Consider the following 26481-nt stretch of genomic DNA (forward strand, 5'->3'; position numbering starts at 1 on the left):
GGAGATCAGTCCAGCACCCCGGTCTCGGTCAGATAAGCGCGGGCCACGGCCTCGGCTGGCTCCCCGCCGACCTGAATGCGACCGTTAAGCTTTTGCAGCGTTGCCATGTCGAGCCCGGCGAAGATCGGGTTCAGCACCTCGGCGATCTGGGGATATTCCTCCAGCACTTCGGCGCGGACGATGGGCGCGGGCTCATAAACCGGCTGCACGCCCTTGTCGTCTTCCATCACCACCAACCCCGTGGCCCCCACGCCGCCATCAGTGCCATAGACCATCGCCGCGTTCACCCCCGATGTGCCACGCGCCGCCGCCTGAATGGTCGCCGCCGTGTCGCCGCCCGACAGGATCACGGTCTGGTCTTGGGTCAGCTCAAAACCATAGGTCTCTTGCATCGCGGGCAAAACGGCAGGAGAGGACACGAATTCGGTCGAAGCGGCAAGCTTCACCTCACCGCCCTCGGCCACCCATGCGCCGAAATCGGACATGGTGGTGAGGCCGTTTTCCTCGGCAACCGGGCCGGTCACGGCGATGGCCCAAGTGTTGTTGGCCGGTGCGGAATCGAGCCATGTGACGTTATTCTCACCGCCGTCCAATTCCTTGGCGCGGGCATGGGCTTTGGCCGCGTCTTTCCAGACATCGCTTTCCGCTTCGTTAAAGAAAAAGGCCGCATTGCCGGTGTATTCGGGGTAAATATCGATCTGATCCGACAAGATCGCTTCGCGCACGACCTGCGTGCCGCCCAGTTGCAGTCGCCGCTCAACCGGCAGGCCTGCGTCTTCGAGCGCCAGTGCGATGACATTGCCCAACAGGCCGCCTTCAGTGTCGATCTTCGACGAAACGGTGATTTCCGCCGAGGCGGCAGAGGCCAGCGCGGCGGCAAGACCAGCAGCGGCAGCGGTAGAGAGAATGCGGGTACCCATCGGAAGATGACTCCTTGACAGCAATGAACAGACACGGCGAAGCGCCATTTGAAAACGGTAAGGTAGCGGGCATGTCACCGAAACCAAGGAGGAAATCCCGTGGTGCTCTCATTTTTTCGCTAGGTGGCGCTTACGAAAAAGGGCGCCCCCGGCATGACCAGAGGCGCCCTTTTTCTCATTATCGCTTTATTTAGACAGCCTTCGCTGCCTCGGCTTCGCACGCGGCACTGCGCTTGAAGAAAATAAAGTACAGCACCGGTGCTGCGATCAGCGTCAGGACCGAAGCAAATGCCAATCCACCCATGATCGTTGCCGCCATTGACTGGAAAAACGCATCCGACAAAAGCGGCAGCATCCCCAGAATGGTTGTGGCCGCAGCCAAGAACACCGGGCGCAAACGCGAAGTCGACGCAAGCACGATGGCCTCTTTCAAATCCATGGTCGGATCAGCAGCACGGGTAAGGTCAATCTCTTCTACCAACACGATGCCGTTCTTGATCAACATCCCCGACAGCGACAGCAGCCCCAGAAGCGCGGTGAAGGTAAACGGCAACCCCGTCCCGAGCAGCGCAAGGCTGACCCCGTTCACCGCCATCGGTACCAAGAGCCAAATGATGATCGGCTGTTTCAGCGCGTTGAACAGCAGGACCGAGATCAGCACCATGATGATAATGCTGAAGGGCAACTGCTTGCCCAAAGCGGCCTGCGCTTCGCCCGCGCTTTCCAATTCACCGCCCCACTCCATCGCATAGCCTTCGGGGATCTCCATCGCTTCAATGGTTTCTTGCACCTCGGCTTGGACCTGTGCCGCTGTCACACCCCGTGGAATATCGGCCCCCACGGTGATGACATCAGCCCGGTCGCGGCGGTAAAGCAGTGTGTCTTGCGGTTCGAACCTGAAACCGTCGATCACCTGCTCCATCGGGATCAGCGCATTGGTGTTTTGCTCATAAAGAACATGGTCCGTCAGCGCCAGATCAGCGTCCCGTGGGGCGCGGATGATGATGGGAATCTGACGATCCCGCTCGCGGAAGGTCCCACCGCTGGTGCCTTCGGTGGCAAACTGCAACGTCTCCGTGATCTCAGTCCTTGAAATACCCGCATCCTGCGCGCGCTCTTCGGCATAGATTGGTCGCAGCACCAATTCACGCTCGCGCCAATCCTGACGCGGGGTGATGATATTGTCCGACGCCGCCTGCATCCGCGACATGGCCTCATCGGCCAGATCACGCAGCACATCAGGATTCCGGCCCGAGAAACGCACTTCGATCGGTGCGCCGCCCCCTGGCCCAAAGGCCAGACGTTTGGCCCGGAACTCCCCTTGGGGAAGGGCATCGACCGCGAATTCTTCGAGCGCGTTCATCTCGTCTTGGATCACCTCAAGATCAGAGACACGAACGATGAGATGGCCATAGCTGGGGTTGGGGTCTTCGGCCTGATAGGTCAGCATGAAACGCGCCGCCCCCTGCCCTGAGTAGGATGTCACGTTCTCAACATTCTCACGCTCCGCCAGCCAATCTTCAAGCACGGCCAGATCATTAGACGTCTGGTGGATCGAAGAGCCTTGCGGCAATTTGTAGTGCACAAAGTAAAGCGGCGTGTTGCTGTCAGGGAAGAACTGCTGCTTGATCTGCCCAAAAAGAGCATAGCAAACGACCGTGCCCGCAATCAGTCCAGCAACCACCAGCCAACGCAGTTTGAGCGACGCGCGCAGCACGGCAGCATAACCTTTGAAGATCGCCCCGTCATAGCCGCCAGCACCACCTTCGGCCCCGCGTTTAAAGAAGTAGTGCCCCAAGAGCGGGGTCGCGGTGATGGCCAGCACCCAAGACAGCAACAGCGAAATCCCGATCACGGCAAAGAGCGAAAATAGAAATTCACCCGTCGCATCAGGGCTTAGCCCGATCCCGGCAAAAGCCATGATCCCGATGACCGTGGCCCCCAGAAGCGGGATCTGCGTTTTGCTTGCCGCCTCGGTCGCCGCTTCGCGAGAGCTTTTGCCCTGCTGCATGGAGATCTGCATCCCTTCGGCCACAACGATGGCGTTGTCGACGAGCATCCCCATGGCGATGATCAATGCCCCGAGCGAGATACGCTCCATCTCAATCGCGCCAAGCGCCATGAAAAAGAGCGTGCCCACCACCGTCAGCAACAAGGTAGAGCCCACAACAACCGCCGCACGCCAGCCCATGAAGACGGCCAGCACCGCAACCACGATGGCAACGGACATGGCAAGGTTCACCAGAAAGGCGTTCGACGCTTCTTCGACCACCGTATGCTGGCGGTAGATGGATTCAATCGAGATGCCCAACGGCAGCGTTTCGCGCAGTTGCGCAAGCTTGTCGTCTACCCGTTTGCCGATGTCGACGATATTATCGGTCGCGATGCCGGCAACGCCGACGGTAAAGGCGTCTTGCCGGTTGTGTCGGATCACAAGCTCAGGGTCGGCTTCGCGGGTGCGGTAGATATTGGTCACATCGGCAAGGTTGATCACCTGACCACCAACCCCTACAGACAGCGCGGCGATCTCAGACACGCTGTCAGACCCTTCGGGCCGCTGGATCAGCGTGCGTCCCTCGTCACCCTGAATGACACCGCCGTCGACGATTTCATTGGCGCTGGAAACCGCACCGACAATCGCCGTGGGTGGGATGCCGAGCGTGGTGCTGAGCGCAAGCTGCGGCTCAACATAGATCACCTCATTCGGCACGCCCGACAGCGCCACATCTGACACGCCCTCCACCAGCAGCAGTTCACGCCGCAGGTAACTGGACAGCTCATTCACCTCTGCGTCAGAGTAACCATCGGCTGTCACGGCATAGTAGATCCCGTAAACGTCACCGAAACCGTCGTTCACATAGGGCTGAGACGCCCCACTTGGCATGGCGGCCTCATTCACGCGGTTGCGCAACTTGGTCCAGATTTCCGGCAGTTCGGACCCGTCGAACGTGTCCTGCATATTGACCGTGATCCATGACAGACCGGGCTGGTTCATGGATTCGATGTCCTTAATCTCGGACATCTTTTGGATCTGTGATTCCAGCGGCTCGGTGACCTCAAGCGCCACCTCTTCGGCAGAGGCGCCGGGGTATTGCGTCACGACCACAGCGGTTTTGATGGTGAATGCCGGGTCTTCGAGACGGCCAAGGGTCGCGAAACCCCAGATGCCGCCCAAAAGACAGATCAGCATGATGATCCACGTATAGATCGGGCGGTTGATGGACAGGCGTGCGATATCCATGCGCTCAGTCTCCGAAGCCGACGAAGCGGCGCACTGCGGCGCCGTCTGCAAGCTGGCTTGCGCCGCTCACTACGATCTCTTGCCCGTCAGAAAGGCCCGAATTGACCGTGACATCGCCCCGAACAGTCGGGGTAATATCTACCTCGGTGCGGGTGACCGTCCCCTCCCGTGCGCCGGTGGGATCGAACACCATGACATAGGTGCCGCGATCATTGCCCACGACGATAGCGGAATCCGGGACAATGATGCTTTGCCCGCCGATGTTCAGCGTGGCGCGCACTTCGACCGAGGCACCGGGCAGCGGCACGAAATCTTCGGGCAACTCAGCCCCGAGGGTGATGCTATAGGTCTGCCCGATATCCGCGGTTTCGGCGTTATACTCGCGGATCGCCATCGGGTAGCTTTCCGAATTGGCCGGAAATTTTGCCACGAACCGCACGTTCGGATCACGCCCCGCGCGCAGGAACAAGGTTTCAGGCACGTCGATCTCGACCCGCAGTTCTGACATGTCATGCAGGCGCACCACTGGCGTACCAGAGCTGACGGTGGAGTAGTTGGGCACCAAGCGCGACGCCACAATCGCATCGAACGGCGCGTGCAAAGTGGCGTTTTCAAGGTCGCGCTCTGCATTGCGCACGGCGATGTCGTTCACCGTCACGGCAGTTTCGGCGTCTTGAAGGTTAACCTCCGCAACCGACGACCCCGCCAATTTCTGATAGCGTTCCATCGTGCGGCGGGCCTGCGCGTCATTGGCCTGCGCCTGCTCTAACGCCAGTTCAAACGGCTCTAGGTCCATCCGCGCCACGACCGAGTCTTTGCTGACCGTGGTCCCCTCTTCGACGGGAAACTGTTCGATCTGTCCACCGACCTGAAAGGCAAGGTCCACAGTTTCACGTGCAACCACCTTGCCAAAAAACACGCGCTCCATCTCGGCGTTGCTGACCATGACCGTTTCCAGTTTTACCACCGGCATTTCGGCTGCGGCGGCCATTGGGCCAGCCACTCCCGCGGCTAGGGTCAGCGCAAACCCCAACAGCCGCCCCGCGCCTGCGCCGCGCGTCGTCTCATTAAGCCAGTTGGCCATGGTCAGTCTTCCTTATGTGTAGCATCCGGCACAGGCCCGAGGGCGGCGGTCAGACATAGTTGTTTGAGGGTGCGCAACTGCGCGAGAAAATGTGCACGGTCCTGCGCATGCATACCTGCGGCCTTGGCGGCGCGTTGAAGGCAATCGGCAAGGGCCTCGACGGTCATACCTGCGCGGTTGATTGCGCCTTCATGGGGCGTGAGCACCTCGACAATGACAGCGCGGAACCGACCAGCAGAGCATTGCAGCGCCTCTTGGCTGACCGCATTGGCCCCATCAATAAAATCTTGGGCATTGGGCATCGCCTGCATCGTGTCAAAACCCCGCACCACCATCCGGTCAAAGATCAGATCAATCTGAGCGGCCAGATCGGGGGCCTGAGGCAACTCTTCGGCGATTTCTTCGAGCGCAAGCTCGGTATAGCGCCCGATGAGCCCGCGCAGGATGTCGTCCTTGTTGCGAAAACGGTTGTAGAGGGTCTGACGCGAGACGCCCGCCTCTTCGCAGAGATCCCCCATGCTGGTGCGCTTGACGCCATAGCGCGAAAAGACATGCAGCGCAGCGTCGAGCACGGTCTTTTCAAGTTCGGTCATGGGGAATCCTAAGCTTTGGCTAAGCCGCAATTGGACATTTGAACCAAATATGTCAACATGTAAAAGTTAACTCACAAAGCCCAAGTGGATCACGAAAGCGTTTTTGCACAGATTCCGCGTTCAAAGTGCAGAAATGAGGCTCCCTAGATAGAGCGTGAGCGGCAGCGTGAAAAAGCTCAGCAACGTCTGCGTGGTGATGATCGCCGCCATCAACGGCGCATCGCCCCGCATTTCACGCGCCAGCGTATAGCTGGCCACTCCGGTTGGCAGAGCCGCAAAGATCAGCGCGATTTGCAAGGTGAGCGGCGCGGGGTTTAACACCAGCGCCGCCAGCAGCACGGCCAGCGGGTTCACCAGATGTTTGCCCACAATCGACAGCCCGATGACCGAGACAGACCCCGACAGCCCGCGAAGCCGCAGATTGGCCCCCACACAAAGCAGCATGATCGGCAGAGCCGCATCGCCCAGAATACGCGCGCTTTCGTGCAAGACGGGCACTTCGTGCAGGCCCGCGAAGTTGAAAAGCACCCCCGCAAGAATGCCAAGGATCAGCGGGTTCTTAACCAAGCCTTTGAGGATAGATTTCCCGCCCCCGCCCAACTGACGGGTCATCAGTGTCACCACCGTCACATTCACCACCGGCACCAGCAGTGCCGAACCGAGCACGGCGATCTGTAGCCCCGCCGTGCCAAAGACGGCCTCGGCAATCGCAAGGCCAATGAAGGTGTTGAACCGCGCGCTGCCCTGCATCAGCGAACTGCCCTGCGGCGCGGCATAGGCCCGCCCGAACAGCCACCCACAAAGGATCGCCGCAAAGAACCCGGCATAGAGCAGCAGGGCATAGTCGCCTAGGCCCCCGCTGAGGTCCGCCGCCGAGATCTTGGCAAAAAACAGCGCGGGCATCAGCACCCAATAGACCAGCCGGTCATTCAGGTTCCAGAATTTGGTTGAGGGGATGCCGCCCCGCCGCAGGCCATAGCCCATGAGGATCAGCGCAAAGACCGGCGCGATGGCCAGAAAGATAGTGAACATATTAACCGCCCGGAAGGATCGCGCGGACCCTAGGCGGCGCTTGGCCCGGATGCAACAGGGGCCGCTGCCTCAATTGAGGGCACCCCGGCCCCGAAGGGCCGGGGCATGGGTTAATCGCTGCCGCGCACGGCGATTTGGGCGTCTGCAGCGGGGCGGAACTTTAGCTGGATGACAAAGATCAACGCCGCAATCGCGATGCCGATCAGGTCGGTCACCAAACCGCCTGCGATCATGCACAGCGCCGCAAGGACCAGACCCAGCCGGATGAACCACGCGGCCAAGCTGCCCGCGAACCAGCCCTGCATGCCCGAAGACAGCAGATAGACCCCAAAGATCGCCGTGACGCCTGCGCGGATCACCTCGAACCATGTGCCGTCCATCAGGATCGCGCCGTTGTAGAAGAACATGAACGGCACGATGAAGGCCGAGATGCCGATCTTGAACGACGCCACCGAAGTTTCCATCGGGTTGGCGCCCGATATCCCCGCCGCTGCATAACTGGCCAGCGCCACGGGAGGCGTGATGGCCGAGACAACGGCGAAGTAGAAGACAAAGAAGTGCGCCGTCAGCAGCGGAATGCCCAGCTGCACCAGCCCCGGTGCCACGACCGAGGCCGCGACCGCATAGGCCGCCGTGGTGGGCATGCCCATCCCCAGCAGAATGGCGATACACATGGCAAAGAACAGGGCGAGGAATTGGCTCGCCTCCGCCAGACCCAGCAGGACCGAGGAGAAGCGCGCACCGACACCAGTCAGGCTGATAACACCCACGATGATACCGGCACAGGCACAGACCGCGATGATCTGGATCGACATGATCCCGGCAAGGTCAAAGGCTTTGACGATGCTGCGCAGCCCCATGCGGAAAGGCGTGAACCACGATACAACCGCCGCTGCCGCCGTCGCCAGCGTGCCTGCGCGGATGATCGAATAGCCCATGAAGAGCGCATAGATCAGGATGATGATTGGGATGAACAGGAACACCCGGCGCAGCATGTCCTTGAGCTTGGGCAGCTCTTCAGAGCGCATGCCGCGCATGCCCAGCTTGGCAGCCTCAAAATCCACCATGAAGTAGATCGACACGAAGTAGAGCACCGCCGGGATGATCGCGGCGACGGCGATGTCGGTGTAGGGGATGCCCGTGATCTCGGCCATGATAAAGGCACCTGCCCCCATGATCGGCGGCATGATCTGCCCACCGGTTGAGGCGGCGGCTTCGACCGCGCCTGCGGTGCGGGCCGGGTAGCCGACTTTCTTCATCAGCGGAATGGTCAGCGACCCGGTCGCCACCACATTGCCCGCCGAGGTGCCGTTGATCATGCCCATGAGGCCCGAGGCAAAGATCGCGACCTTTGCCGGCCCCCCGCGCGAACGGCCAGCAGCGGCAAAGGCGAAGTTGACGAAATAGTCGCCCACTTTCGACGCCTGAAGGAAGGCCGCGAAGATAATGAACAGGATGATATAGGTCGAAGAGACCGCCGTGGTCGGCCCAAGGATGCCCGCATCGGTGTAAACTTGGCTAAAGAACCGCGTCCACTGGATGTTGGGCGCATTCAAAAAGCCCGGCAGCATATCCCCGACAAAGACGTAGATGAGGAAGATGCCCGAGATCACGATCAGCGCCAGCCCGGCCACGCGACGCGTCAGTTCCATGATCAGCGCGGTGCCTGCGACAGCGGCAATAGAGATGCCAATGGGCGCGAAAGGTGTGCCCGTGGAGTTGCGCATCAAAGTGCTGTACATGGTGATCAGATAAATCGCCACGGCGATGCCACAGACCGACAGCAACAGATCCGCAGGCGAAACCTGCCCCCGCTCCCGGCCCCGCAGCCAGCCGACAACGATGCCGATGGCCGTCGCGGCTACCAGCGGCAGGCCGTAGTGGTAAATCTCAAGGTTCTTGAACTCGGGGGTCATGCCGTTCCACTGCACCCCGGAGTTGATCTGACTGGCGATGCCCCAGGCGGTCCATATCGAATAAAGCGCGGGGATCATCGCTGCCCATGCCACGAAATCCAGCGGGTGGCGGCCCTGCCCCGTGCCCTCATCAACAAAGCCCCGCGCGGAATAGAGGGTAAAGCCAAGGATCAACGCGCCCGCGATGTGCACGATGCGAAAGTTCCATGTTTCCATCGGGAAGGTCGGCAAAAGCGGGATGCGGATGCCGGTAAGCTCACCAATCGACATGCCGTTCAACGCGGCCATGTGAAAGAACGCATAGATGGCCGACATGGCCGCGACGACCAGATAGGTACGCCCGGTGAATATCCGACGGTTGCTCTCTACGGGTTCGTCATCAACCCCTTCAGCGACAATCGGGCCTTGGGGGTCGGCGCTATGCTGGTCTGTCATGGAAGCTCCCTTTCCCGACGATCATGCGGGATGATGGCAAGATGCCGCCCCGATTAGGGACGGCATGCAAGTTTGTCTAGGCGTTTGCTTAGTTACCGTAGATCATGTCGTCGGCAATATCGGCATCCGCGTTCTCTTTGAACCATGCCGCCGCACCGGGGTGCCATTTCAGAACTGTGTTCTTTTCCCAGTTCTCAGGCAGGGTCGATGCTGCTGCTTTGTGAATGCCCTTCATCCGCTCGTTGTCAGACATGACAACATCAACAGCCGCTTTGACGAAGGATTCCGGCAGATCGCAGTTGGCGATAGAGAAGTTCCACATGGAAACCGACCGCGCATCTGCTTCGAGCGTGGAATAGGTGCTTGATGCGATGTCAAACTGGGACACTGGGAATTCTTCGAGCAGTTTCGCCTGCTCTTCTTCGGTGAACTCGATGATGTTCACATCGGTCTGCACTTCGAGCTGGCTGACCGCTGGCACAGGCACACCTGCCGCGAATGCGATTACGTCCAGCAGACCATCTTGCAACTGACCACCCAGATCGGTCCAGCCGCCGTTGCGACGCTCATACTCCACGCCCAGCGTGTCCATCATGCGCGGGAAATAAGTGTCAGAGGTGGAGCCCGCCGGGCCAAAGCCGATCTTGGCACCTGCCGGAATGTCAGCCACGGTTTCGATGCCCGAGGACGCCAGAGCAGTCACCGAGAAAGGTGTCTGGTACATCGGGAACATCGCGCAGGCTTGGGTCATTTCCAGACCGGGTGCGATGGGGTTGGTCCCTGCCAGCGATTCCGCCGCCGGGCCCATTGTGGTCATGCCGAATGCCGCTTCGCCGGTATGGACCAGCGCCATGTTCTGCATCGGGCCACCAGTGACTTCGCCGCCGCCTGTCAGACCCAACTCTTTGGCCACGAGGTTCGCCCAACCGGAGCCATAGGCGAAATAGGTGCCGCCTTGGCTGGCGGTGCCCACGGTAAAGCTGCTTGGCCAACCGGTTTTATCAACGTCCTGTGCGACGGCGGCGCCTGCCAGAATGGTGCTGGCGGCGAGGATTGCGGTGAATTTCATGTCTCTCTCCCTTAGTTAACCTTACCAAACGTAAGCCTTTGATGCCCCGCTTGGCTGCTGTGTTCAGCTTGCCGCGCTAGTTAAATGTACTCCAACCCTCAGTGGCAAGACCGAAAATGCCACAGCTGCCCAGTTCGGGACCAAAGAAGCATTCTGCTGAAGGAATAGGTCAAAATGTCCTGAACTTTTAGGATTCTGAGCGCTGATCCGTGATCATGGGCGATTTGCATGGCCCCAACTTTCACGCCCATGCACGAAAAAGGGCGCGCGGCCTCACGCCACCCGCCCTTCTGCTTTAACACGCGGCCCAATTACTCAGGATCGCGGGATTGGTCATCGCCTTACGCCGCAGCCAACTCCTGCTCCAATTGTCGGGTCGGGGCGCCAGGCACCGGGGCGAGCGGTGCCAGAATTCGGTACAGCACAGGCGTCAGAAAAAGCGTGAAGACAGTGGCGAAGCCAAGCCCGCCCACGATGACCCAGCCGACGGCAATGCGCGCTTCGGCCCCGGCACCTGTGGCTGCGATCAAAGGCACCCCACCCAACACGGTCGAGACCATGGTCATCATCACAGGCCGCAAACGCAGGCGCATGGCGCTGCGGATCGCGGCATCAACCGTGGCCCCCGCTTCGCGCAATTGGTTGGCGAACTCCACGATCAAGATGCCGTTCTTGGCCATGATGCCGACTAAAAGCACCAAACCGATCTGGCTGTAGTAGTTCAGACTGCCGCCCGTCACGGCGATTGCCACCACCGCAGCACCCAACCCGAACGGCACGGCGAGCATGATAACGGCAGCAGAGATCAGGCTTTCGAACTGCGCCGACAGCACCAAGAGCACGATGACAAACGCAATGGCGAAGACCATATAGATGCCGTTCTCTGCCGTCTCTAGGCTGGCCGCTTCGCCGGTGAACACAAGGGTCACGCCTTCATCCAACTCATCGCGCGCCAGTTCCTCTAGCGCCGCTGCCGCCTCGCCCATGTCCACCCCGCTCGGCAGGGCCGCTTGGACCGCCACTGCGCGGTTGCCTTCCTCACGGCTGACCCGCGACAGGCCCGCCACCTGCTCAAACTGCGCCACGCTCGACAGGGGCAGAAAACTGCCCGTATCACCGCGCAGGGACACGGTGTTGAGGTCGGCAGGATCATTGATCGGGCGGCCACCCGGCTCGACCTGTACCGTGATCTCTTCACCGTTCAGAAACACCTCTGCGGCCTCTACCCCGGCGGTCATGGCGCTGATCGTGGCGTCGATCTCAGAAGGGGTCAGCCCATATTCCCGCGCTAGATCGGCATCAATTGTCACCTCAATCTCAGGGACATAGGCCTCTTCGCTAAGCTGCGCGCTTGAAAACAGCGCGGGCTGCGCCTGCATGGCGGCGACCAGCTTTTCTGCCTGCGCGGTCAGCAGCGCAGGGTTCGTCCCCGTAACCGCCGCCGTGAGGCCCGAGCCCCCGCCCCGAATGCCAAGGCTGTTGGGCGAACGAGCAAAGACGGTGAGGCCGGTGATCGCCTGAAACTCGCGGTTTAGTTCGGCCATGATCTCTTCTTGCGAACGGCCCCGCTCTGCCCAATCGGCAAGCTTCACGATAACAAAGGCCGATGTCCCCCCGCCAAGCCCGACGATGGATTGTACCGCCGCGACCTCACCGCTTTCGACATAGGGGGCCACCATGCTTTCGATCTGCTGCACTTGCTGATCGGTAAAGCTGGATGACACGCCCGATGGCGCACGGGCCCGAACCATGAAGGCTCCCCGGTCTTCAGTCGGGGTCAACGCACTGTTGAGCGAGCCATAGAGAGAGATTGAAAAGACCCCAAAGCACAGCGCCAACGCAACGACCAAGATCGGCAACGCGAGCGCCCGGTCCACCAGCCAAAGCAAGCCACGACCCAGCAGGCTGGCATCGCCCTCAGCGCCGTCCTTAACGGATTCCCCCGTGCGGCCCGGGTCCAAAAAGGCGGCCAGCATAGGGACCAGCGTCAACGCGACGAAAGACGAGATCGTCACGCAGAAAGCCAGCACAAAGCCGAACTCAAGGAAAATGCCTCCCGCCTGCCCCGGCAGGAACGAGATCGGGATAAAGACCGCTGCCAATGTGGCCGTGGTCGAGATGACGGCGAAGAAGACCTCGTTCGCCCCCTCAGCTGCCGCTGCGTACCGACCCAACCCTTCTTGCCGTTTGCGCACAACGTTTTCGACCACGACAATGGCGTCATCAACGACCATGCCGGTGGCCAAGACCAAGGCCAACAGCGTGATTGTGTTAACCGAAAACCCCGCCATCCAGATCGCCGCCAATGTCCCGATCAGCGCCACCGGAATGGTCAGCGCCGGGATTAGCACCGCTCGCCACGAGCGCAGGAATGCGTAGAGCACCAGCACCACGATCACCACGGCCAGCAGGATTGAACTCACAACCTCGTTCAGCGCCTGTTCGACATAGATGCCGTCATCGGCAGTCGTGACCATCTGCACCCCATCGGGCATATCCAGCTGCAAATCAGCCAAGGCGGCAGCAACGTCTTGGCTGATGGTCAGCGTATTTGCGACCGACTGGCGATAGACGTTGATCGCCACAGCAGCTTGTTCATTCACCCGCGCGAAAACCGTACGGTCCACGGCAGTCAACTGCACCAATGCCACGTCGCTCAAACGGGTATTCTTGTCGATCCGCAGGCTGGCGATGTCTTCGACCAACACATCTTCTGAGGCGAGTTTCAGGGTCAGTTTCTGATCTGCACTTTCCAAAGTGCCGAGTGCCGCGCTGTTATCAAGCTGTGCCAATGCGGTGGAGACATCCTCAACCGTAAGCCCCCGCCCCGTCAGTGCAGTCATGTTCAACCGCACGAGATACTCATACTCCTGCGTGCCCGCGACCTCGACCGTGGCGATCCCATCAATGCCACCCAATTCGGTCGCAACGCGGTCTTCGGCCAGCCGAGACAGGTCTTCAAGGCTGGCCGTGCCATAAAGGGCAATACGAATGATCGGATCGGCGTCTGCATCGTTCTTGCTAACCTCCGGCTCCAGATCGTCAGGCAATTGCCGGCTAAGCCCTGCCACGATCTCGCGCGCCTCATTCGAGGCTGTGTTGATATCCACGGATGACGACAATTCCAGCGTAATCCGCGAACTGCCAAAGCTGGACTGGGAGGAGATTGCTTCGACACCTTCCAGCGCGCTTAACGCATCCTCAAGCACCGCTGTGACTTCGGTATCGACCGTCTCAGGCGCAGCATTTTCATAAGTGGTGCGCACCGACAAAACAGGTTGATCAACGTTAGGCATCTCACGAATATCGACGCCAAGATACGCAGCGGCGCCTGCGATGATGATCAATAGATTCAGAACAACCGCCAAGACAGGCCGCTTGACGAACAGGCTGGAAAAACCTGCTTTGGGCGCGGGATCACTCATTTACAGAAGGCTCCTGCGCGTTGGGCCGAGGCGCTGTGCGCTCTTTGGTTTCCGCTTGGGCCAGTTGCAACGTCTGGACCTGCCCACCTTCGCGCAACTTTTGCACCCCTTCGACGACGATCTGATCGCCTTCAGCCAACGTGCCATCGACCCAGACGCGATCATCCAAACGATGCCGGATGATGACGGGCACGCGACGTACAGTGCCTTGCTCGGCCACGAAAACAGACGCGCCCTCGCGGCTCCACGCGATCGAAAGGGCCGGGATCGCGGGCATCGCCTCTTGCTCTTCTACCAATACCACATTGGCGATCATCCCATGGCGCAGCCCGGTGACATCGCCCTGAAGCTGCGCCTCTACGTCAATAAGCCGCGTGACTGGATCAATTTCAGTATCAATCGCGGTGATCTGCGCTTTGAATACCTGCCCGATACGCGAGGGCAGCAGCACATCCACCGACAGGCCCGGCTCCAGCACGGCAACGGCCCGTTCGGGCAAGGAAAAGCCCACCTTTAACTGCTCGGGCACGCTTACGGTGGTGATATGTGCGTTGGCGTTCAGATAGTCACCCAAGCGCGCGTCAATCAGGCCGACCACCCCATCAATAGGTGATCGGATGATGCGGCGGTCAAGCGCCAATTCGGCGCGGTCGACTGCCACCTGCGCGATGTCTGTCGTCGTCTGCGCCTCTTGGACCTGTACCGAGGTGACGGCCACAGACCCTGTCGCGCTTAGCCGTTCCACCCGTTCCAGTGCATTCTCCGCCTCAGCGAGCGACGCCTTCGCACTGTTAAGATCAAGCGTCTGGGTCCGTTGCTCTAGCCGTAGCAGCGGCGCATCTGCGGCCACCCTGTCACCCGGCGCGACCAGCAGTTCTTCGACTTGGCCGCTGGCCTCCGCCACCACTGCTACGCGTGCGGTGGATTCGACCGTGCCGACGGCCTGATATTCCAATGCATAGGGGCTAAGTTCGACGGGCTGCATGGTCACTGTGGCTGCGCGGTTGCCACCCGGAGGCCCACCGCCCGGTCGGCCTCCACCCGGACGCCCATCCGCAGCCGCACCTGCGCCAATGTCTTCCGTCGCAACTACACCTTCAGACGGCATCAGCCGATCCCCAAAGAGCCAATAGTTCACAGCAGCCACGGCCATCAGGCCGAGCAATAACTCCGCAATTCGCTTCATCGCAATCTCTTCCCGGTTAGCCGACTTGAAGCTGATACGCAGGGCCGGGAAATTTCCGTCGCTGAAAAATGCAGATTTTTCGCTTTTCTTTTCCTGAGCCGAAACAGATTAGCCCCGCCGCAAGAAACTTGCAGCGGGGCTTTGGATTTGGTGCTGAGGAAGAGCCCAAAAGGCTCAGACTTCGATAACCACTTTGCCCAGAGCCTTGCCGCTTTGCAGGCGCGCATAGGCGTCGCCGACCTCGGTTAGTGTGAATGTCGCGTCATCCAGCAATGGCTTCACCGTGCCCGCGTCCACCAATTTGGCAAGCTTGCCAAGGATGTCGCCATGCACCTCGCGGTTCACGTCATGCAGCATCGGCAACAGCATAAAGACGATATGCAGCGACAACCCGTTAAAATGCGCAGGCGAAAGATCAATCTCAGACAAGGCGACGGTCGTGACGACATGACCGTTCAACGCAGTGGCGGCGAAAGAGTTGGTCAGGTTCGCCCCGCCCACCGTGTCGAACACCGCGTCAAACCCTTTGCCTTGCGTGTGGCTGGCGACGTAATCTTCGATCTTTTCATCCATAAAATCAATTGGCCATGCGCCATAACCGCCGATCACCGAAAGCTGGTCATCCCCGGTGCCGGTTGCGGAAACATCTGCCCCCAGATGCCGCGCCAGTTGCACGGCCAGATGGCCAACACCGCCCGCGCCACCTTGCACGAGAACCTTCTGATCTGCCGAGACACCAGCGCGCTGCAACCCTTCCCAAGCAGTGATGCCAACCAGCGGCAGAGCGGCGGCCTCCCGCATCGACAGAGTTTTTGGTTTATGAGCGATCAGACGCGCATCCGCCCGCATGAATTCGGCCAGCGCACCTTGCAAATCGGCCAAGCCGCCCGCACAGCCATAGACTTCGTCACCGACAGCGAAACCTGTGACGCCTTCGCCGACCTCTTCGATCACACCAGCAAAATCCATACCCAGAACGGCAGGTAGATCGGGCGACAACGGCAGGTCTTTGCCCGCCCCTTTGATCATCGTGTCGATGGTGTTCACGCTGGTCGCTTTGACGCGCAGCACCACGTGGCCGGGGGTTACCATGGGACGTGGCAGATCGGCTTCGACAAATGGCGCATCGGCACCGTAGCTGGTTAGGGTCATGGACTTCATGGGGGTCTCTCCCGTTAACATTGCGTTGAGAACGATATAGACCAGCCGCCAGCCTCAGATAATTAGGCCAATTGTGAGTTCAGTTTCTTCACATTGAATATAATGCAGACCGCAGTAATGTAGCAAAGGTTGCTGAGCGCTTTGAGGATACGATACCTATGGACACCGACAACCTGCGCCTTTTTGTGATGGCCGCTGAATTGCTCAACATCTCTGCTGCCGGTCGCGCCTTGGGGATTGCGCCCGCCGTGGCCAGCGCACGGCTTGCCAAACTAGAGCAAGAATTGGGGGTCGAGCTTTTGCGGCGCACCACGCGGAAGGTCTCGCTCTCGCTTGATGGCTCGGATTTCCTGCCCTACGCGCGGGAAATTCTGGCGCAGTCCGATGCCGCGCGGGCCATTCTTGGCGGTACAAAAGCAGGGCCGAAAGGCATCTTGCGTTTCGCAGCCCCCAGCAGCTTTGCCCAGCGTCACATCATGCCGCTTTTGCCGAAATTTCATGAGACCTACCCCGAGCTGACATTAGATCTGCGCCTGTCCGACACCCGGTTTGACGCCATCGAAGGCAGCTTTGACCTTGCACTGCGCAGCGCGCCTTTGACCGACAGCAGCCTACGGGGCCGCAAGCTGGCCGACGACACCCGCGTTCTTTGTGCGGCGCCGTCTTATGTGGAAACCCATGGGATGCCCCAAACCCCCGCCGAACTGCAAAATCATCAGTTCATCGCATGGAGCGACCTTGACCCGCGCCCCTTAATCGGACCGGGCGGCGAGGCTGCCACGGTGACCCCCAGCGACATGATCTGTCGTGCCATTCTGGATGATGGGGATGCGCAGCGCGAGGCGACGATCGCGGGCGCCGGAATATCCATCAATTCACTGTGGAGCGTGTCGGAGGAGCTCGCATCGGGGCAGCTGGTGCGGCTTCTTCCGGGCTGGCGGATGAATGACCATTCGGTGCTTTGGCTGGTCTACCCGCGCTCTAATGTGCTGACCCCGAAAACACGGTTTTTCATCGATTTTCTGATCGCAAACCTAGGCAACCGGCCCGATTGGCGTGACCAAGCAGGCAGCGCCGCGCCCGTTTAGAAACTATGCCAAACCCCAAGCTTCATCTTGGTCACGGACTCGGTGAATTCATGCGAAAGGCCGAACTCTAGAAAACTGTTTTCAGAAACTTTGACCACATGCGAAGGCACGAAAGCCAGCGTTTCATCGCCATCAGAGGGGGCCGCGAACTCCAGCTTGAAAATCGACAGGTTTCCATTGGCGTGGTTGATGCCAAAGGTGCTGTCGATTTTGCCCAGACTGCCGCCGTCTTCATACAGCGCATATGTGCTTTCGACCCCAAGCCAACCGCTGCCCCAAGTCCCCTCAACCGGGCGCCCCCAAGAGAAGCCGGGCCGCAACGTGGCGACCGCGCTGCTGTCGCGTTCAGCCCAGCCAAGCCCCAGTTCGACGGCAAAGACATCATCGCCGTTCGTCAGTTCCAAAGGATAGCGCAGAAAGGCGATGGCGTTGACTTGCCCGGCATCTTGGCTTTTGCCGATGTCCAAGCCAAATGTCAGTTTTTCGGTCAGGCCATATTCATAATAAAACGAACCGAAATCGCCGAAATCAGGGCCATCGACGGTCGATTCATATGAAAGTGTCATAAAGCTTTTGTCTTCGCCCCGCGGCCAAGCAGCAGATGCCACCTCATTCCCCGCCAGAGCCAGTGCCGCGAACGCCGCAGAAAACACAACACCCGCGCTGACGCGCGCGTTGGATGCAGAAGGCATATTTACTGTTCTAGGCATAATAAATCCCGCGTTTTCAGGGCCGCTTGGGGCTGGGCGATCAGTGTTAAGCGATAGACCGTAGATATTCTGCCAGCTTGAGCGGCTTGAACGGTTTATGCAGGATATGGTCCGCGCCGAGCGCGCGAAACGTCTTCTCAGATTCATGCGATGTCTTGGCCGTGCACATAACGATCTTGGTATCATCCAAATCAGCGTTGGCCCGTGCACAGCGCAATACCTCCATCCCGTCGGGGGGCGGCATCATGACATCCAGCATGATCACCTCAAACGCTTGGGTTTCCATCGTTGCAATCGCGTCGAAACCCGTGGCTGCGAATGTAGGCTCGATGTCATCTTCGGTCATCAGCGCAAACTCAATGAGTTCACGGATGTCATCTTCATCATCGACAAATAGAACTCTCATACGGGCGTTCCTTGTGTAGGTGCGGCGTCATCGTCGCGGGGCAAACGCACAAAGAATGTGGTGCCGGGATTTTCATCACCGTCTTCGGCGGACCGCGTTTGAAAGCTGATATCGCCACCTTGTCGCATCACCAACTCCCGCGTGATGGCCAGCCCAAGCCCTGTCCCGCTCGCTTGGTTGTCGCGGGAATGGACGGGGTCCCCGAACCTTTTAAACATACGATCATGCGCGGATCTGGGGATACCCGGACCAGCGTCGCAGACATAGAAGGTGACCGTGTTTTCGTCCAGCTCCGCACCAATTTTCACTGTTCCGCCGCGCGGCGTATATTTAACCGCATTGGAAATCAGGTTCGAAAACACCTGCTGCATCCGAACCGTGTCAACTTGGACATAGGCGGCATCGGAAACGTTAGGGCCACCATGGATGCCAAGCTGAACATCGCGGTTCACCCCATAGCCCGTGTTGGCCGCAATCGCCTCTGACAACACTTCGGACACTGAAACCCGTTCTGTCTGGATGCTTAGCTGCTGTTGATCGATCGCCTGAAGGGTTAGGATGTCATTGACCAGCACCAGCAACCGATCCGCATTGCGGGTCGCCATCGACAACAGCTTGCCCGCGTTCGCAGGCATCGTCTCGCCAAACCTGTCGTGCAGAATCTCAAGCGACCCGGCCAACGACGTAAGCGGTGTGCGCAATTCATGGTTTACCGATGTCACAAAAGCCGTTCGTGCCGCCACAAGACGTTCCTCGGCTGAGATATCTTGAAGCACGTTATAAGCGATGTAATCGCCATGCAGATGCATTTTCATCACGCGGCATTGCACCGCCACGCTTTCATTCTCGGCGTTGCGGACATGAATGCGGTGTATCGCCACCTCTTCGTCCATCTGCGAGAACGGTGGGATCATGCTGCGCAGCTGTTCAACAGCTTTGATATTCGAAGAAACCCCCATGAGTTCCCGCGCTTTGCGGTTGGAGCGGTGCAGCTTGTTGTTGTCGTTGTAAACGATAAGCCCGTCACCGACGTTCTCAAAAATGGCGTCGAATTCGCTCTGCGCCACACGGATCCGCTCACGGTCGCGCTCAGAGTTGCGCAGCGCTTGCGCTAATTTTGTCGATTGAGCACGGGCGCGGATCGCTGCGTTGATCACTGTCAGAAACAAAATCGTCGCAAGGCCAGTAAAGACCAAGGTGCGCTGCCAGTAGCTGCGCAAAACCGCCTCTTTGCTACGGGTCACGTCAATATAAAGGTCAAGCGCCGGGATTTCCTTGCGTGCGCGAAACACAGGCGTATCGGGATCACGCTGCGCCCGGCCCGAGGAAAAGGCACGTTCCCCATTGGCGGTGACAACCTCGACAAACATGTCTTGCTGAACCCCATCAGCTGCAAGAAGTTCCGCGTAATAGTCCTCACCCAGCGAAGAGGCCAACACCCCCCGCACCTGTCCGTCGATGCCGATCAAGGGCCATGCAATGGGCGTGATGCGACGTTCGGTTGCGCGTGACTGAATAGGCACTCCGACGGTATAGCCATCAACGCCAAGCCCAACTGCGGCCTGAAAATACGCGCGATCCCCAAGGTACTGCCCCAGCAATGGTTCGACTGTGGCCCAAAGCACAACACCATCAGCGCCAATCAGAACGAGCGCATCAACCTGTTGAATTTCCTCCACTGCGGAATTCATCAGCGCGCCATATTGGGCTTCAAACTGGTCGGGATCATCCAGCATCGCCGTCGACAGTTCATCGATCAGCCCCCACATCCTCACATTCGCAACCGACAGGGTGGCATCAACGGCCTGCTCATAGAGCTCCGCAAAATGCTCTAGCTCCACTTCCGCGCGGGTGGTCGCACGGTTGTAGTCAGACCACGTCAGAAACGCGAGCCCGATGAAATACAGCACAACGACCGTAGAGATCAGACCCCAGAAAAGAGTTTGTGCACCCGATGACGTTTCCGCCTCGTCTTTGTTTGCGAGCTCAGTGCTGACCATTCTCTTGTAGGTGTCCTATGTCGGTGGAGGCGAAAGAGATCATACCCGGCGCGCCCGTTTTTCCCGCACTCTCTACGCCTTGAATTCCCCGCGCAAGCGAGGAGGCCACGGCCGCGTCAGAGGGCGGAACAATGCAGGCACTGACGGTCAATCGACGGGATGTCCAGCCTTCTTTGACGCTGGCCGACGCCCCTGCCACATGTTTGATAAACTGTTGCGCGCGTTGCTCAAGCTGCGCACGATCTGCGTGGAGCGTGCCAAAGACAAAAAGATCGTCTTCCCAATGGGCTAGACTGTCCTGCGCGGGAATGTCGACCTTGCCGAACAGCCCTGCCACAAGACGCTGAAGCTCTTGTCGCTGCACCCGCGCCGCGTCAGATTGGTCCCGGTCACCGTCGATCCGGAAAACAATCAAACCAAGTTCTTTTTGCATGGCCGGTGACAGCGCCATAAGATTGGCCTGAAACCCCGCTTTGCTGCCCAACATGCTTGGCAAAGTGGCCTCAACGATTGCTTGCGCAGAACGGCGGCGGGCGCCGCGTGTTTCATCAGATCGGCGACGGTCCAACTCGGATTTCAGGCGCAGACAGCTGCGCATGCGGGCCTGAAGCTCAATCCTGTTGAAAGGTTTGGTGACATAGTCATTGGCCCCCGCAAGAAAGGCCTCAGAAAGCGATCCCATATCTGTGCGGCTGGTCAACATGATGATCGGCACGTCGCTCCATTTTTCCAAAGCACGGATACGGGCGCATAATTCGATACCGTCGATATCGGGCATCATGATGTCCATCAGGATCAGATCGGCAATTGCCTCCTCGCGTTCAATAGCGCTGAGCGCGACACGTGGGTCAACGAAGCTAACGACGTCTTCAAACCCAAGCTCTGCGAGGGTCGCGCTGATAAATTCTTGCGCAATGTCAGAGTCGTCAACTGCGATAATTCGTTGGCTCATACTATCAATTCCACTCGTTACTTCTTTCGAAAACCCGCCACTGGCTGTTTTCAAAAACCTCCCCATATCCCGGCAGCTTAGATTGCTTTAGCTGCGGGAATCTACGCAGAATTCTGTCTGCTGTGGCCTGCCCCTCTGCCTGCCGCGGTACCACGATGTACCTTGTCCGCGGCACGCCCCCTTCAAGCGCCCAATCGTAAGATGGTTGCCCGGCGATCACCAATTGGTCAACGCTACCAAACCCGATGACGATTTCGGGATTTTTTTCAACGTCTACCATAATTTCTGACTTGTCGCGCAAGAATGAAATGACCTCTTGGTCCGGTCTCGACGCTGCGTTCTCAAATCCGACCATCGCTCTAGCCCAATTGCGGGTCTCGTCATGGGCAACGTAGCGTGTGACCAGCACGGATGACACCAGCGAGAATGACAACAAAGCAATAGCAATCGGTTCACGTAGGGACAGGTTCGGCCAGAAACGGATGGCCGCGACCAGAACGCCCAGCATGGGCGCAATCGCCATCGCCGGGTCCCCTTCGACATGGAAGAATGTATTGAGGGTATATCCCCCAAGTACCGCGCCCACGGCGGCCAGCAACGGCATAAACAGCCGTGGCATCTGGATGTTGCGCAATATCGCAACCAGTGCCGCAGGACAAAGCCCCAGCAAAACGATCATATGTTGCGACGAAGTAAGCGGCACCACCGTCTCTGACAAAAGCGGAACAAGGCGGCTGTCGAAGATCAGACTGACAAACATCAATGACCCCACAGCCGCAGCAACAGGGTAGAACATCGCGACAAGATAGCCTGTCGACGAGGCGGCAATCATGCTGGGCCGCGCTGCCACGATCATAAAGGGCATCGCCCCAAGGCATAGCATCAGCCCGAAACTATCCGACAAGGCGACAACCAGCAGCCCCACTGCCACTTTCATCATATCGGGCGCATTGCCGGTCAGGCGCAGATTGACGATCCCTCGCGCAAAAAGCCATGTGCCCAAGATGCAGAACATCATCTCTGGCCCATCAGCTAATGCACGCAGAAAGAACGGGTTTAGCGCCAAAAGCAGCACTAGAATGACCGAGGTAAAACCCGAGAACCGCCCCGTATCCCGCAGGTTTAGAAACCACAGAACCAAAAGCCCCGCGCCCACCAAAGCGGATAGGACAAAAGGCACAGGCACCTGCGTGCCCGTCAAAAGAGCCTGCCCCAAAAGGGAAAGCGCATAGGGCACAGGAGGATAGAAGGCATCGGTCGCTTTGAACTGCGCCGGGCCTTCGATTTGTACGATGGACTTGGCCCAAAGGTCCGTCACGTCCATCGAGATAAAACCATTTGCCTCGGTCCAGCCGAGGCTGAGCAGCAGCACCAATGTCAGCGCGACAAAGCCAACGGACCAAGAGGCGGCGCGGATCATTGCGTTGCCTCCGTCGCTTCGGCGCTGGCTTCGGCGACCTCATTGGCTGTGTGTTTTGACAGGCCGTGCTGGGTCTTCTCCCAGTAGAACGGGTTAAAGATCAGTTGCGACAGCGCCTTGTAGGACGCGACGGTCATCAACACCCAATAGCCCACGACCGTGATCCCCCAAGGGGCCAGATCGGTCCACCTGCGCCTAAAGGGGGCAACCATGGTGAGGTAGATCAGCAGCCCATTGCCCGCCAAGAGGTTTACCAAAGAAAGGTAAAGCACCGGCAGTGGGAAATAAGGGGTAATCACCTCGGTTCCGAAAATCAGCCAGATGGCAAAGATCGACCAGAACACCGGGTTCAGCAGGCCCGAAAGCACCGTGCCACCGATGAAAAAGATAAAGCCAAAGACCCCTGCGGTGCCGACTGACTGCCACAGGTGGATCGGCCTGCGGCTGTGCACAAGGAAGGTCTGCATATAGCCTTTGATCCAGCGCGAGCGTTGGCGCACCCAGTTCGGGATCGAGACATTGGCCTCTTCAAAGGTCGTGGAATCGATGACGCCGACGCGGTAGCCCTTCTGCGTCAGACGAATGCCCAGATCGGCGTCCTCGGTCACGTTGAAGGGATCCCATGCGTTCAACTCGCGCAGCACGTCCATGCGGAAGTGGTTCGAGGTGCCGCCCAGCGGAATAGGCACGCCCAACCGCTCCAGCCCCGGCAGCATCAGGTCGAACCACAGCGAATAGTCCAAGGTGAACATCCGCGTCAGCCAGTTTTCTCGCGCGTTGTAATAGTTCAACCGGCACTGGATGCAGGCGGTATTGGGCGCGGATTGGTTGAAGGCGGCGATGACCTTTTTCAACTGATCCGGCTCTGGCTTGTCCTCGGCGTCAAAGATCACGAGGAAATCGCCCTGCGCATAACGCAGCGCAAAGTTGCAGGCCTTGGGCTTGGTCTGCGGATGCGAGGCCGGGACGCGGATGATTTCAAACACGCCTTCAAGGTCCAGCTTGCGGGCCGCGTCGATCGTCTCGTGATCGCCCTCTTCCAGCACGATCTTGATGTCGAGCTTGGCCAGCGGGTAGTCGAGGTTGCGCAGAGCTTGCGCAAGAATCGGCAGCACCTCGGGCTCGCGGAACATCGGCACCAGCACGGTATAGATCGGCAGGTCTTCGTCGCGCAGCAGCGACGCCTCAGCCGCGATGGCCCGCGATGACGTTTCCTGCGCCGCGCCGCCCAGCCAAACCAACAGCGCTTTGAATAGGAAGTTGCCAGTGTAGAAGATCGTCAAAAAGACGTTCAGCACGATCAGCGTGCCCACTGGTGCAAAGGCCATCCCCAGCAACAGGGCCGAGACCAAGAGGTAAATCACCAAGATTTGTGGCGGCGTCACGACATTCTGCGCCGACATATCCGGGTCCAGCTCTGCCAAGGCAAAGACCGCCTCATGGGAGTGTTTCTCGCGGTATGCGCGTTGCAACGACCATGACACATCGAAATGCGAAGCAACGACGATGTTGACACCGGTGCCATAGGTCTCACGGATATGCAGCAGCGTGCGCGGGCCGGGGCGTGAGGTGGCGACCGTCAGCGTGCCATCCTCTGCCCGGCCAATCGGCACCGTCATGTAGTTGTTCATGCTGACCGGATCATACTGCCGGATCAAATCATCATCCGGGTGATTTTCGATCAGATCGACAAGCTTTAGCCCATGGTAAAAGGCAATCTCGCGGTAGAGGTCATGCGCCGTCAGCCACCGCCGCGACAAAAGAACCTTAACCAAAGAGACATTCCAGTCTTCGGCCAGATCCTCTGCCGCGTCGAGTTGTTCAACCGTCAGCGCGCCACGGTCAAGCAGCAGCGAACCGATGGCTTCGCTTTCGGCATCCAACGCCATGGTGATTTACGTCTCGTCTTTGCCGCGACGGGCGCGGTAGACACGCTGGAATACGATCAGCACAAGCAGCGTCACCAGCACCCAGATGCCCCCAACGATCCAAGGGCGATACTTGGCCAGCATCTGCGCAAAGCTGGTGCGGTCAGGATAGACGACGTCAACCAGTGGGCTGCGGTCGGTGGCAGTGGCAAGGATCACCCCCTGCTGCCCGATCAGAGCAAGATCGCCCCGGTCCAGCACCATGGGCGTCTGCGCTGTAAGCTCGGGCGCGGGGCCGTTGCCGGGGCGCAGCCACAGGCCGCGCGTCTCACCGCGGGTGACGATCTGCACCACGCCAAGGCGCGACAGGTCTTCACCTGAATAGATCAGGTTGTCTTGGGTATCGCGAACCTCGATCCGGCCTTGATCAAAGGTAATAAGCGGCTCCCCATCGCCGGGGTTTTGGTCAGAGATCACGAAGAACGGGTCGTTCGTTTCCAGCGCGTCGACCGAAGGACGCGGCAAAATGGACGCGCGGTCTGGGATGACACTGCCAGCAACACCTGCAAGCCATGGCAAGACCTGCTCGAAGTCAAGCGACAGCTCAGGGTCAAGCACGACCTGAACCCCATCGCCAAACTCCTGCCGAAGCGAGAAGAAATCGCGGTCCTGTGGCTCTGCATCGGAGAGCACCAGCGCGCTGCCGGGAAGGATTTGCGCCGGGTAGCCTTGAGGCTTGAACCGACATTCCCCGCCCGTGGGCTGACGTTGGATCGACACGCGCAGCAAGTTATCGCGGCCCAAAAGCCCTTTGGGAACCGAAAAACTCAACTGCTCTGGCTGGCCACTGCCAAGCGGGCGGTTGCCCAAAAGTGAATCGTTGAGGAAGACCGACGCCGTGGCCCCCCGCCCTTCGGGGTCGAGTGCGGCAGCGATTTGCAGGCTTACACCGGAAACGGCCTTTCCAACCGGCAGGTCAGAGGATTGGAACGGGATCAAGAAATCTTCGGTCGATACCACCGCGCGCGGGTTCAGATCGGCGTTCAATCCGGCAAGCGGCAGACGGTTGTCAAACATGACTGGTCCCTCGGCCACCTCTACCACGGTTGCATCGCTGTTCGACAGGGCCGACCATTCCGAAACCATTTGCCACAGCCCCACCTGCGGGTCACTGCCACGCAAGTTCAGCACGGGCATGCCCGACTGGCTGTCGACAGTCATCTCGCTGGCCGCCCCCGAAGAGGTCACATCAAGCTGGATAACCCCTTCAGACCATGCGCCTGCGGCATTGTCCTCTGCCGGGCCGAAACGCAAGCGCCCTGCTTCAGCGTCAAAAAGCGCGGCGGCGCGAGTCGCTGCGGCCAAGGCCGCCAACGAGTCGCTGCCGTTGATGGCAAGGCGTGTATCGGCTGGGCGTAGGCCTGCAAAGGCTGTCGAAGTGTCGACCGCCGCCTGATCCAGTTGCAACGTGACAGACGACGATGCCGCGATCTCAAGAAAGTCACCCGAGGCGCGTTCATCCACACAGACCCGATCACTGAACGCGCCGGAATAGGAAAGGCCAACCGCGATGAAGCCACCTGATACATCTTCGGGGCGCAGTGGTACCGGCACGCTAAGACGCCCTGCCCCATCTGGCAAAGCTTGGGATGACACCGGTCGGCCGCCGACAGAAACCTGCAAATAGCGATCCACCTCGGCGGTTGAGGCGTGATTAAGCTCCAGCTCCAAAGTGCCCGAATTCAAGGCCCCCGCTTTGGGTAGCGGGATAAAGATGGTCGCATTTCCCGACAATTGGCGGAACGAAAGACCGTTCTGAAACCCAAGCTCCGTCAGATCGAATTCGCGCGAAATCAGTCCCTCTTGGGACTGAGGTGCCGTTACGCTTGCCCCTTCATCGGTAGCAGTCGTCTGCGCGTGTACGTGAAACGGCAGCAGGGCCGCCAAAAGACCGATTGCGGGATACTTCATGGGA

General features: G+C 59.2%; 18 protein-coding genes. 1 reads left to right on the forward strand and 17 read right to left on the reverse strand.

Annotation, left to right across the window (positions count from 1 at the left end):
• Positions 1-5: 5 nt before the first annotated feature.
• The 10 genes from DSM110093_RS12495 to DSM110093_RS12540 all read right to left on the reverse strand — a co-directional run bounded on the left by DSM110093_RS12495 (position 6) and on the right by DSM110093_RS12540 (position 16062).
• Positions 6-920: an ABC transporter substrate-binding protein gene (locus tag DSM110093_RS12495; protein ID WP_243265391.1), complete on the reverse strand. Its 915-nt coding sequence runs from the start codon at positions 918-920 to the stop codon at positions 6-8.
• 190 nt (positions 921-1110) lie between these two features.
• Positions 1111-4161 (reverse strand): efflux RND transporter permease subunit, encoded by a 3051-nt coding sequence (locus tag DSM110093_RS12500; RefSeq protein ID WP_243265392.1) that lies wholly within the window; start codon positions 4159-4161, stop codon positions 1111-1113.
• A 4-nt stretch (positions 4162-4165) separates the two neighbouring features.
• Entirely contained in the window at positions 4166-5245 is a 1080-nt protein-coding gene (locus DSM110093_RS12505; protein WP_243265393.1) for an efflux RND transporter periplasmic adaptor subunit, read from the reverse strand.
• A 2-nt stretch (positions 5246-5247) separates the two neighbouring features.
• The gene (locus tag DSM110093_RS12510) at positions 5248-5838 is read right to left on the reverse strand and encodes a TetR/AcrR family transcriptional regulator (protein ID WP_243265394.1); all 591 of its coding nucleotides are present in this window, start codon (positions 5836-5838) and stop codon (positions 5248-5250) included.
• 120 nt (positions 5839-5958) lie between these two features.
• Positions 5959-6870, reverse strand: a complete 912-nt coding sequence (locus DSM110093_RS12515) for an AEC family transporter (protein WP_243265395.1) — start codon at positions 6868-6870, stop codon at positions 5959-5961.
• A gap of 110 nt (positions 6871-6980) precedes the next feature.
• Positions 6981-9221, reverse strand: coding sequence for a TRAP transporter permease (locus DSM110093_RS12520; protein ID WP_243265396.1), 2241 nt, complete (start codon positions 9219-9221; stop codon positions 6981-6983).
• A gap of 88 nt (positions 9222-9309) precedes the next feature.
• Positions 9310-10290 (reverse strand): TAXI family TRAP transporter solute-binding subunit, encoded by a 981-nt coding sequence (locus tag DSM110093_RS12525; RefSeq protein ID WP_243265397.1) that lies wholly within the window; start codon positions 10288-10290, stop codon positions 9310-9312.
• Between the two features lie 341 nt (positions 10291-10631).
• Entirely contained in the window at positions 10632-13715 is a 3084-nt protein-coding gene (locus DSM110093_RS12530; RefSeq protein WP_243265398.1) for an efflux RND transporter permease subunit, read from the reverse strand.
• Positions 13708-14901, reverse strand: a complete 1194-nt coding sequence (locus DSM110093_RS12535) for an efflux RND transporter periplasmic adaptor subunit (protein WP_243265399.1) — start codon at positions 14899-14901, stop codon at positions 13708-13710. The genes DSM110093_RS12530 and DSM110093_RS12535 overlap by 8 nt, the downstream gene beginning before the upstream one ends.
• A gap of 174 nt (positions 14902-15075) precedes the next feature.
• Positions 15076-16062 carry a zinc-dependent alcohol dehydrogenase family protein gene (locus tag DSM110093_RS12540; protein ID WP_243265400.1) on the reverse strand — a complete coding sequence of 329 codons (987 nt, stop codon included), beginning with the start codon at positions 16060-16062 and terminating at the stop codon, positions 15076-15078.
• Positions 16063-16220: 158 nt separating this feature from the next.
• On the opposite strand from DSM110093_RS12540, the gene DSM110093_RS12545 reads away from it, so the two are divergent.
• On the forward strand, positions 16221-17150 hold the full coding sequence (locus DSM110093_RS12545; protein ID WP_243265401.1) for a LysR family transcriptional regulator: 930 nt from the start codon (positions 16221-16223) through the stop codon (positions 17148-17150).
• On the opposite strand, the gene DSM110093_RS12550 is transcribed toward DSM110093_RS12545, so the two are convergent.
• From DSM110093_RS12550 to DSM110093_RS12580, 7 genes are all read right to left on the reverse strand, one after another.
• Positions 17147-17842 carry a hypothetical protein gene (locus DSM110093_RS12550; RefSeq protein WP_243265402.1) on the reverse strand — a complete coding sequence of 232 codons (696 nt, stop codon included), beginning with the start codon at positions 17840-17842 and terminating at the stop codon, positions 17147-17149. The genes DSM110093_RS12545 and DSM110093_RS12550 overlap by 4 nt on opposite strands.
• A gap of 64 nt (positions 17843-17906) precedes the next feature.
• Positions 17907-18266: a response regulator gene (locus DSM110093_RS12555; RefSeq protein ID WP_243265403.1), complete on the reverse strand. Its 360-nt coding sequence runs from the start codon at positions 18264-18266 to the stop codon at positions 17907-17909.
• A complete protein-coding gene (locus DSM110093_RS12560) occupies positions 18263-20266 on the reverse strand; it encodes an ATP-binding protein (RefSeq protein WP_243265404.1) in 2004 nt (667 codons plus the stop codon). Before DSM110093_RS12560 ends, DSM110093_RS12555 begins: the two co-directional genes overlap by 4 nt.
• Positions 20253-21218 carry a response regulator gene (locus tag DSM110093_RS12565; RefSeq protein WP_243265405.1) on the reverse strand — a complete coding sequence of 322 codons (966 nt, stop codon included), beginning with the start codon at positions 21216-21218 and terminating at the stop codon, positions 20253-20255. Before DSM110093_RS12565 ends, DSM110093_RS12560 begins: the two co-directional genes overlap by 14 nt.
• 4 nt (positions 21219-21222) lie before the next feature.
• Complete coding sequence (locus DSM110093_RS12570; RefSeq protein ID WP_243265406.1) at positions 21223-22638, reverse strand: hypothetical protein; 1416 nt, start codon at positions 22636-22638, stop codon at positions 21223-21225.
• Positions 22635-24527 (reverse strand): glycosyltransferase family 2 protein, encoded by a 1893-nt coding sequence (locus DSM110093_RS12575; RefSeq protein WP_243265407.1) that lies wholly within the window; start codon positions 24525-24527, stop codon positions 22635-22637. Before DSM110093_RS12575 ends, DSM110093_RS12570 begins: the two co-directional genes overlap by 4 nt.
• Positions 24528-24533: 6 nt before the next feature.
• Positions 24534-26477 carry a cellulose biosynthesis cyclic di-GMP-binding regulatory protein BcsB gene (locus tag DSM110093_RS12580; protein ID WP_243265408.1) on the reverse strand — a complete coding sequence of 648 codons (1944 nt, stop codon included), beginning with the start codon at positions 26475-26477 and terminating at the stop codon, positions 24534-24536.
• Between the last annotated feature and the right edge of the window lie 4 nt (positions 26478-26481).

Origin of the sequence: Sulfitobacter sp. DSM 110093, assembly GCF_022788715.1 — a bacterium.
Lineage (GTDB): Bacteria > Pseudomonadota > Alphaproteobacteria > Rhodobacterales > Rhodobacteraceae > Sulfitobacter.

Excerpts from the sequence above, each read along its gene's own strand:
- DSM110093_RS12540 (WP_243265400.1), bottom strand. The coding sequence starts at position 16,062 with ATGAAGTCCATGACCCTAACCAGCTACGGTGCCGATGCGCCATTTGTC.
- DSM110093_RS12535 (WP_243265399.1), bottom strand. The coding sequence starts at position 14,901 with ATGAAGCGAATTGCGGAGTTATTGCTCGGCCTGATGGCCGTGGCTGCT.
- DSM110093_RS12505 (WP_243265393.1), bottom strand. The coding sequence starts at position 5,245 with ATGGCCAACTGGCTTAATGAGACGACGCGCGGCGCAGGCGCGGGGCGG.
- DSM110093_RS12555 (WP_243265403.1), bottom strand. The coding sequence starts at position 18,266 with ATGAGAGTTCTATTTGTCGATGATGAAGATGACATCCGTGAACTCATT.
- DSM110093_RS12525 (WP_243265397.1), bottom strand. The coding sequence starts at position 10,290 with ATGAAATTCACCGCAATCCTCGCCGCCAGCACCATTCTGGCAGGCGCC.
- DSM110093_RS12550 (WP_243265402.1), bottom strand. The coding sequence starts at position 17,842 with ATGCCTTCTGCATCCAACGCGCGCGTCAGCGCGGGTGTTGTGTTTTCT.
- DSM110093_RS12565 (WP_243265405.1), bottom strand. The coding sequence starts at position 21,218 with ATGAGCCAACGAATTATCGCAGTTGACGACTCTGACATTGCGCAAGAA.
- DSM110093_RS12530 (WP_243265398.1), bottom strand. The coding sequence starts at position 13,715 with ATGAGTGATCCCGCGCCCAAAGCAGGTTTTTCCAGCCTGTTCGTCAAG.
- DSM110093_RS12545 (WP_243265401.1), top strand. The coding sequence starts at position 16,221 with ATGGACACCGACAACCTGCGCCTTTTTGTGATGGCCGCTGAATTGCTC.
- DSM110093_RS12580 (WP_243265408.1), bottom strand. The coding sequence starts at position 26,477 with ATGAAGTATCCCGCAATCGGTCTTTTGGCGGCCCTGCTGCCGTTTCAC.
- DSM110093_RS12575 (WP_243265407.1), bottom strand. The coding sequence starts at position 24,527 with ATGGCGTTGGATGCCGAAAGCGAAGCCATCGGTTCGCTGCTGCTTGAC.
- DSM110093_RS12500 (WP_243265392.1), bottom strand. The coding sequence starts at position 4,161 with ATGGATATCGCACGCCTGTCCATCAACCGCCCGATCTATACGTGGATC.
- DSM110093_RS12515 (WP_243265395.1), bottom strand. The coding sequence starts at position 6,870 with ATGTTCACTATCTTTCTGGCCATCGCGCCGGTCTTTGCGCTGATCCTC.
- DSM110093_RS12520 (WP_243265396.1), bottom strand. The coding sequence starts at position 9,221 with ATGACAGACCAGCATAGCGCCGACCCCCAAGGCCCGATTGTCGCTGAA.
- DSM110093_RS12510 (WP_243265394.1), bottom strand. The coding sequence starts at position 5,838 with ATGACCGAACTTGAAAAGACCGTGCTCGACGCTGCGCTGCATGTCTTT.
- DSM110093_RS12495 (WP_243265391.1), bottom strand. The coding sequence starts at position 920 with ATGGGTACCCGCATTCTCTCTACCGCTGCCGCTGCTGGTCTTGCCGCC.
- DSM110093_RS12560 (WP_243265404.1), bottom strand. The coding sequence starts at position 20,266 with ATGGTCAGCACTGAGCTCGCAAACAAAGACGAGGCGGAAACGTCATCG.
- DSM110093_RS12570 (WP_243265406.1), bottom strand. The coding sequence starts at position 22,638 with ATGATCCGCGCCGCCTCTTGGTCCGTTGGCTTTGTCGCGCTGACATTG.